7 protein-coding genes are annotated in these 7,300 nt (G+C 74.2%); 3 read left to right on the forward strand and 4 right to left on the reverse strand.

The genetic code is table 11. The annotated features are described in order from the left end of the window. The 3 genes from ABZY11_RS41485 to ABZY11_RS41495 form a co-directional block, all read right to left on the reverse strand. On the reverse strand, positions 1-1,286 hold a 1,286-nt coding region (locus ABZY11_RS41485), incomplete at its 3' end, for a hypothetical protein (protein WP_356484128.1). Next, positions 1,277-2,464 carry a hypothetical protein gene (locus ABZY11_RS41490; RefSeq protein ID WP_356484129.1) on the reverse strand — a complete coding sequence of 396 codons (1,188 nt, stop codon included), beginning with the start codon at positions 2,462-2,464 and terminating at the stop codon, positions 1,277-1,279. The genes ABZY11_RS41490 and ABZY11_RS41485, both read right to left, overlap by 10 nt. After that, positions 2,349-3,341 (reverse strand): phosphatase PAP2 family protein, encoded by a 993-nt coding sequence (locus tag ABZY11_RS41495; RefSeq protein ID WP_356484130.1) that lies wholly within the window; start codon positions 3,339-3,341, stop codon positions 2,349-2,351. The genes ABZY11_RS41490 and ABZY11_RS41495 overlap by 116 nt, the downstream gene beginning before the upstream one ends. Positions 3,342-3,586: 245 nt before the next feature. Between ABZY11_RS41495 and ABZY11_RS41500 the strand changes: the two genes are divergently transcribed. After that, complete coding sequence (locus tag ABZY11_RS41500) at positions 3,587-4,183, forward strand: histidine phosphatase family protein (RefSeq protein WP_356484131.1); 597 nt, start codon at positions 3,587-3,589, stop codon at positions 4,181-4,183. An 18-nt stretch (positions 4,184-4,201) separates the two neighbouring features. On the opposite strand, the gene ABZY11_RS41505 is transcribed toward ABZY11_RS41500, so the two are convergent. Further along, on the reverse strand, positions 4,202-5,554 hold the full coding sequence (locus tag ABZY11_RS41505) for a tetratricopeptide repeat protein (RefSeq protein ID WP_356484132.1): 1,353 nt from the start codon (positions 5,552-5,554) through the stop codon (positions 4,202-4,204). Positions 5,555-5,796: 242 nt separating this feature from the next. Here ABZY11_RS41505 and ABZY11_RS41510 point away from each other — a divergent pair, with 242 nt between their 5' ends. After that, positions 5,797-6,243, forward strand: coding sequence for a hypothetical protein (locus ABZY11_RS41510; RefSeq protein ID WP_356484133.1), 447 nt, complete (start codon positions 5,797-5,799; stop codon positions 6,241-6,243). Between the two features lie 107 nt (positions 6,244-6,350). Continuing rightward, positions 6,351-7,300, forward strand: a 950-nt coding sequence (locus tag ABZY11_RS41515; protein ID WP_356484134.1) for a fused MFS/spermidine synthase, incomplete at its 3' end; no start/stop codon positions are given.

Consider the following 7,300-nt stretch of genomic DNA (forward strand, 5'->3'; position numbering starts at 1 on the left):
AGATGCGGGTGCTCGTCCGTACGGACCGTGACCAGCGGGCGCGGCGACGGGCGCTTCGACTCGCTGTAGGCCATCACCACCTCCGTCACCTCACCGACGAACGCCTCACCGGCCAGCCGCCGCCCGGCCAGCACCAGCGGATCGTCCAGCGCCTCCTGCGCCTCCAGCTGGGCCTGTGCCGTCTCGCGCGAGGCCAGCTTCTGCGCCGCCGTCACCGCGTCGTCCCGGCGCGGCTGCGGGGGTTCGCCCGACCGCACCCGGTCCCGGTGACCGGTGAACGACCAGCGGTCCCTGGTCCAGCGGTCCTCGGACCTGGACCCCTCGGGGAGCTCCCTCAGCAGGTCGAGCCCGCGCCACACCGCGTCCCAGGTCGGCCGCGTCACCCCGGCCAGCAGCGCCCTGATCTCCCGCTCGGCGGCCGTCAGTTCGCCCAGCCGGGCATCGGCCGCCAGACCGTCCTCGGCCGCCGCGAGCGAGGTGCGTGCCCGGTCGTACTTCTCGATGGCGGGTGCCAGCAGCCGGTTGTCGAACGCCGGGTCCGTGGCCGGACCGGCCGGCGGGCACAGCAGCTGTCCCGCGCCGTCCCGCTCCAGCTCCGCACGGAGCGCCGCCGAGGCGCCCGACTCGCCCGCCGGGGCGTCGATCCAGGCCAGCAGCGCACCCAGATGCTGATCCTCCAGGCTGCTCTGCCCGGTCGCCCAGTGCCGGTTCAGCAGATCGGTCGCGGCGAGCAGCAGCGAGGAGCCGGGCACCCTGGCCCGCTCCCCGTAGTGCGTCAGCCAGCGGCCCAGCAGCGGGACCCGGGCAGGGGCGGGGTAGGGGGTGTCGGGATCGTCCTCGGCGGTGCGCCGGAACCGCATGGAACGGCCCAGCAGCCGGACGAACTCGATGCCCGCCCGGCTCGGCACGATCAGCTGCGGCGCGTCCGCGCACAGCTCGACCTCGACCTTGACCTTCTTCCCGGTCCCCGGATCGGTCTCGTTGCGCTCGGCCGGCTCGACGACGTCCTCGTACGCCTCGATGTGCGGCAGCACCGCCTCGGCCAGCTCGGCCAGGAACGCGAACCGCAGATCCCGGTCGCGCGGCTGCGGGACCGCCAGCAGCCGGGGCGCCTCCCGGTCCGTCCCGACGAGCGCGCCCAGCGGGGCGCCCGCCTCACCGGCCGTGGTCAGCGGAACCAGGACCAGCGGACGGTCGGTGAGATGGCGGTGCAGGACCGTCGTCATCGGCTGCGCCCGGCCGCTCTCCACGGCCTCCAGCCGGGCCAGGGTGCTGATCAGCGACATGCCGGACCGCCCGCCAGCGCCTCGGCGCGCAGGGCCGCCGCGCGCCGCAGGGCCGCGACCGTAGGATCCGCCGGGTCGCCCTCCTTGCCCGCGGCGGCCGCCAGCACCTCGCCCACCGTGGTCAGCCCGCCGAGCTCACCGCGCACACTCCGCCCCAGCGCCTCCACCGCACCGGCCGCGCGCGCCTTCGCCCGGCAGTGGAAGGCCAGCTCGCAGGCGGCCAGGCACTCCGGGGCGTACGCCGCGCCGACCGACTCGACCGCGGCGTCGAGCTGCTGCCGGGAGCACTCCGGGTCGAAGGTGGTGCCCTCGGGCAGGGCCGCCGCGATGTCCTCCAGCCGGGTCAGCCGGGTGAGCTGACGCCGGGTGACCGCGCGCTGCTTGCGCACGTCGACGACCGAGGCGGTGGGCAGGTTGGAGAAGTCCTTCGGACAGACCAGCAGCACCCGGTGGCCGACCTCGGCGCCCTCGGTCAGCTCCGCGATCCGATCCAGCGCCAGCACGTAGACGGCGGACTGCCGGGCCGCCGCGCCGACCTTCGCCGCGTCGGCCGAGCCGTCGATCATGGGGAAGGACTTGATCTCGACGACCGTCCACGTGCCGTCGGGGTGCACCGCCACCGCGTCCGGCTCCAGATAGGCCGGGGAGCCCGCCACCTCCAGGGCCAGCATCGGGTGGTCCAGCAGCGCCCAGCCGCCCGCCTCGGTCGCCTCCCGCAGCGCCAGCGCCGTACGCGCGGCGCGGCCCTCGGGGCCCGCCGCCGTCAGATCCGGCACCGAGACCTCGTGCGGCGCCCCGGCGTCGCCGCCGAGGCGCTCGTGCAGCAGCCGCATCAGCTCCGTGCCCCCGTCGGCCTTGACCTTGGCCTCGAAGGCGTTGCCCCGGACGAAGGCGAACTGCGACTGACCGAAGGGGGCCGGCGAACCGAGCGCCGTGGCCAGCGCGGCCTTGTCCACCCCGGCGCCGTCCAGCAGGGCGCGGCGCCGGCAGCCGGGGTTGGCGGCGAGGGCGGCCAGCGCGCGGGCGTCCAGCGGACGTGGCGGAACTGCCGGTCCCCGCAGCTCAGCGAGCCGCTGCCGGAGTGTCGTCCCCGGCCGCTCCCGCTGCTGCGGGGGCGGCGGGGTCGGCCCGGGGTGCGCGACCGGCCGAGGCGTCTGCGTCGGCCGATGCCGCGGCATCGGTGGAGTCTGCGGAGGTGGTCCGCTGGCCAGGGATTCGCTCACCCGCGGAAGTCTTGCATCCGGCACTGACAATCGGGGACTTCATGTCCGGGGCGACCCGCGGGAAGCGCACCGCGACCCGGTCCCTGATCCGGTCCGCGAGCCGCATCACGGGCCGGGCCAGCAGGGCCCCGACACCCATCACGGCGGCGCCCGCGACCGCGTCGAGGAGGTAGTGGTTGGCCGTGCCCATCACCACGAACGTCGTGATCAGGGGGTAGGCGACACCCGCGGCCCGGACGTACGGGTTCTTGCTGTGGCGCCAGAGCAGGATTCCGCACCAGAGCGCCCAGCCGACGTGCAGGCTCGGCATCGCCGCGTACTGGTTGGTCATTCCGCCCATGCCGCGCGGGGCGCTGGCCTCCGTGCCCCACCAGCCGTACGAGCTGTACTGCGCCATCGTGTCGACGAAGCCGTACCGGGCCTCCAGCAGCCGGGGCGGGCAGGTCGGCAGCAGCGTGAAGCCGATCAGGCCGAGCAGCGTGGAGGTCATCAGCCAGGTGCGGGCCCTGCGGTACACCTCCTGGCGGCGGCGGAAGAGCCAGACCAGGACGGCCGGGGTGACGAGGTAGTGCAGGGACGCGTACGCGAAGTCGGCGGGTATGCCTATCGAGGGGTGCGCGGTGAACAGACGGTTGAGCGGGTGCTCGGCGTTGATGTGGAGCGTCTTCTCCAGGTCCAGGATGCGCAGTCCGTGGTCGACGGCGGTGGACACGTCGCCGCGTGCCACCAGCCGGCCCGCCGAGTAGGCCCCGTACACCAGCGCCAGCAGCGGCAGCTCGGTCCACCAACGGGGCCGCGGGCGCGGCACGGGCGCGGTGCTGGCATGCTGCATCCGGAAGCTCTCCATCATGTGTTCATGCGACCGACGGCGGGCGTTCAACCGTACGGTGTGGTTCGGTCGCGGTTTCCCCGGGGTGCTTCACGGAGTCCCGGTTGCGTACAGATTTCTCCGCGCAGAGTGGGACGTCTGTTCGGCCCCGGAGGTTGCCTCGCGATCACGTGCGCGATGATGGGAAAACCGGATGATCCGTGTCGTCCCGATCGCCGGCCTCAGATCTCAGTTCAGGGAGAGCCGTCATGGCACCGCGTATCCTGCTCGCCCGGCACGGCCAGACGGAATGGTCCGTCAAGGGCAATCACACCGGCAGGACGGACATCCCGCTGCTCGACACCGGCCGGGCGGGCGCGAAGCTCCTCGGCGAGCGGCTGCGACGCGGGCCGTGGGCGGATCTGCCGGGCCTGGAAGTGCGCACCAGCCCGTTGCTGCGGGCCAGGGAGACCTGCGAGATCGCGGGATTCGCGGACCGGGCCGAGTCGTGGGACGCGCTCATGGAGTGGGACTACGGGGCGTACGAGGGGATGACCCCGGCCGAGATCAAGGCGATCCGCCCGGACTGGTTCATCTGGCGTGACGGGGTGCCGGAGGGGGAGACCCTGGCCGAGCTGTCCGCCCGCGCCGACGAGATCGTGGAGTGGGCGCGCTCGGCCGACCGCGATGTGCTGGTCTTCGCCCACGGACACATCCTGCGGGCGCTGGGGGCGCGGTGGCTCGGCGAGGACGTGTCGTTCGCGGCGCGGATCCGGCTCGACCCGACGTCGCTGTCGGTGCTGGGGTGGGCGTACGGGGCGCCCGCGATCGAACGCTGGAACGACACGGGCCACCTGGACCGGTAGGGCCCGCCGGCCCCCGCCCTACGTGGTGGCGGCCTGCGTCATCTCCGCGTACCGCTCCAGGAACCCCCGTACCTCCGGCACGCCCCGCTGCTGCGTCAGCACCTCCACCGCCGCCGCCAGCATCGCCCGGATACGGGTCGACTGGACGCGGTCCAGCAGGTCCAGCACCTGATGGCCCGTCGTCGCCGCCTCCGCGGTCCGGCCCGCGCGGGCGAGGTCCCAGGTCAGCTCGGCCCGGTACAGCGCCAGGTTCCGGGTGAAGTGCGGGTCCTGGAGCCGGGCGGCCCGCCGGGCGTGCCGGGCCGCCCGCGACCAGTCGCCCAGCGCCGACCAGCACTGCGCCTCCAGCATCTCCAGCTCCGCCTCCCGGAAGAAGGTCATCCACTCCGGATCGGCGTCGGACGGACCGCGCCCGAACGCGGTGTGCGCCCGGCCGATCGCCCGCTCGCAGCCCGTCCGGTCCCCGAGCCCCGCCCGGCCCCCCGCCTCCCGCAGCGCGAGCAGCGCCAGCAGCCGGGGCGAGCCCAGCGGCTGCGCCGCCCGCTGCCCGGCCTCCGCCGCGCGCACGGACTCGTGGGCCCGCCCGGTGTCCCGGGCCAGGAACGAGGCATTGCAGAACGCATGTGCCTCCAGCGCCGCGTCGCCGGCCAGCCGCGCCGTGGCGAGCGCCTCCGCATAGTGCGAGCGGGCGTCCTCGAACCGGCCCGAGTCATGGGCCAGCCAGCCCACCGAGATGGCCAGTTCGCCCGCTCCGGCATGCAGCCTGTCGGCGGTGGAGCGCCTGGTGACCGTCCCGGAGTCGAGCAGCGCGTACGCCGCCCGCAGCGGCTGGGACGCCTTGCGGTACAGGCCGTCGCCGCCGTGCCGGTCGTCGAGCAGCCGGATCTGCCGCACCGCCTTCTCGACGGCGCTCACCTCGGTCTCGCCGACCCGGCGCGGATCGGGCAGGACGCCGGCCGCGGCGGATGTGCCGCCCAGGCCCAGGGCCGCGGCCGCCATCGTGGTGGGGCCGCTGGTCATGAATACGCGACGCAGCACGTCGCTCTCCTCGTCGGTGTCGCTGTGGAGCGTAGGGGGCGGTGGAGTTTCGGCAGTGGCCCGCGCCCCCCGGCCGCGTACGGATTCGCGCGGCGAGAAGCCCAGGTCCGCCAGGGTCCTTCCGGGGAACATGTGCAGGAAGACCCGTTCGTACGCGTAGTTGGGGCAGCGGATCTCGCCGGACTCCACGCGTCCGATGTACCGGGCGTCGCACGCGACCTGCTCGCCGATCTCGCGGGCGGATCTGCGTACCGCGGCAGCGAACTCCCCGGCGGAGCGCCGGCCGCGCAGCCGTCGGAAGGCGAGGTTGGGAACTGCCCCTGTCGACACCATGGGCGAGGACCTCTCTTCTGCAGCCGGGGCTCCTGCTTCCGGTGTCCCGGCGGAGCAAGAACGTACCGGCTGTGACGAGTCACACACACAGCGTTTGCCAATAAAGCGGACATCTCGCCCGCGATCCGCCATGAACTGCCACCCTTTGCGGCGGCGTGGCACCGTAGCCCTTGACGCCGTCGGCGCGTTGGTCCGTGCGGAGACGGAATCCGGCTCCGCACGGCGATGAGAGGAGAGGTCCCTTGTTGCATCTCGGTACGGAGACCGACGCGCGGACGACTGCGACGAGCCCGGCCGCGACGGGCGCTCCGGCGCCCACCACAGCCACCGAGGGCCACGGCGTCGAACCCTGCGACCTGGTGACCGTCCCGGCCCGCCAGGGTCTGGAGGCGGTGGACATCCTGCGCCGGGACACCGAGCAGGACATCGGACCGGTCCTGCACGACGGCGCCTGCGACACCCTCGGCTTCCTCGTACCGCCGGGGACCGCCGAGGCGTGGGACGTACCGGGCAGCGCCTGTACGCAGACCGCCGGCCGCGGGCTGCGCATCCCCGCCGAGCCGCCCGTCACCGGCAGCGGCTGGCTGCTGCCGCCCGAGGACGACGCCCCGGTCACCGACCCGGCCGTGCTGCGGGCCGCCCTGGACGAGGCGGCCCGGCTGATCGAGGCGGCCGACAACTGCCGCTGACCGCCGGTCCACCCCGCGCGCCCATAATGGGCAGGTGGGCGGGTCTCCCCGGCACGGCCGGTTCCGTACCGGTCCGGAGCGAAAGCAGTGAGCAGGCACGAGCAGCGGTGGCACGTCGAGGAGCGTCGGGCGGGGGTGCGGGCGCCCGTAAGCGGTCCGACCGCAAGGCCGACGGCAAGGCCGAGAACCGGACCGGGAGCAGGGCCGAACGCGGTGTCGGACGTGCCGGGCGCAGGGCGGAGCCCCTCGCCGAACCGGTGGACGGCTCCCTCGCCGAGCTGGTGCCCGACCGGGAGCGGCCGCACGCCTGGACGCTGACGCTGGACGGCGCCCCGCAGTCCCATGTGGATCTCGACGACCCGACGTTCCTGTCCTTCGAGTACCAGCGCAGGATCGGCCACATCGCCGATCTCGTCGCACCACCCGGGCAGCCCCTGCACGTGGTGCACCTGGGCGGCGGGGCCTTCACGCTCGCCCGCTACATCGCCGCGACCCGGCCCCGTTCCACCCAGCAGGTCATCGAGGTGGACGCCGCACTCGTCCAACTGGTCCGCCGGGAACTGCCGCTGGACCCACAGGCCAGGATCCGGGTCAGGGCCACCGACGCCCGCGCCGGGCTCGGAAAGCTCCAGGAGGGCTGGGCGGATCTCGTCATCGCCGATGTCTTCAGCGGGGCCCGTACCCCCGCACACCTCACCAGCACCGAGTTCCTCGCCGAGGTCCGCCGGGTCCTGAAGCCCGGCGGGAGCTACGTCGCCAACCTCGCGGACGGGCCGCCGCTGACCCATCTGCGCGGCCAGATCGCCACCGCGGCCACGGTCTTCCCCGAACTGGCGCTCGCCGCCGATCCGACCGTGTGGCGCGGCCGCCGCTTCGGCAATGCCGTACTGCTCGCCTCGGACCTGCCGCTGAAGGTCGCGGAGCTGACCCGCCGGGTCGCGACCGATCCGCATCCCGGACGGGTCGAACACGGGCGGGCGCTCGCCGACTTCACCGGCGGCGCGGCGGCGGTGAGCGACGCGGAGGCCAGGCCGTCCCCGGCGCCGCCCCCCTCGGC

The sequence above is a fragment of the Streptomyces sp. NPDC006510 genome (genome assembly GCF_040611955.1).
GTDB lineage: Bacteria > Actinomycetota > Actinomycetes > Streptomycetales > Streptomycetaceae > Streptomyces.

Coding starts and splice junctions, on each gene's coding strand:
- ABZY11_RS41495 (WP_356484130.1), bottom strand. CDS start 3,341: ATGCAGCATGCCAGCACCGCGCCCGTGCCGCGCCCGCGGCCCCGTTGG.
- ABZY11_RS41505 (WP_356484132.1), bottom strand. CDS start 5,554: ATGGTGTCGACAGGGGCAGTTCCCAACCTCGCCTTCCGACGGCTGCGC.
- ABZY11_RS41500 (WP_356484131.1), top strand. CDS start 3,587: ATGGCACCGCGTATCCTGCTCGCCCGGCACGGCCAGACGGAATGGTCC.
- ABZY11_RS41490 (WP_356484129.1), bottom strand. CDS start 2,464: ATGCCGCGGCATCGGCCGACGCAGACGCCTCGGCCGGTCGCGCACCCC.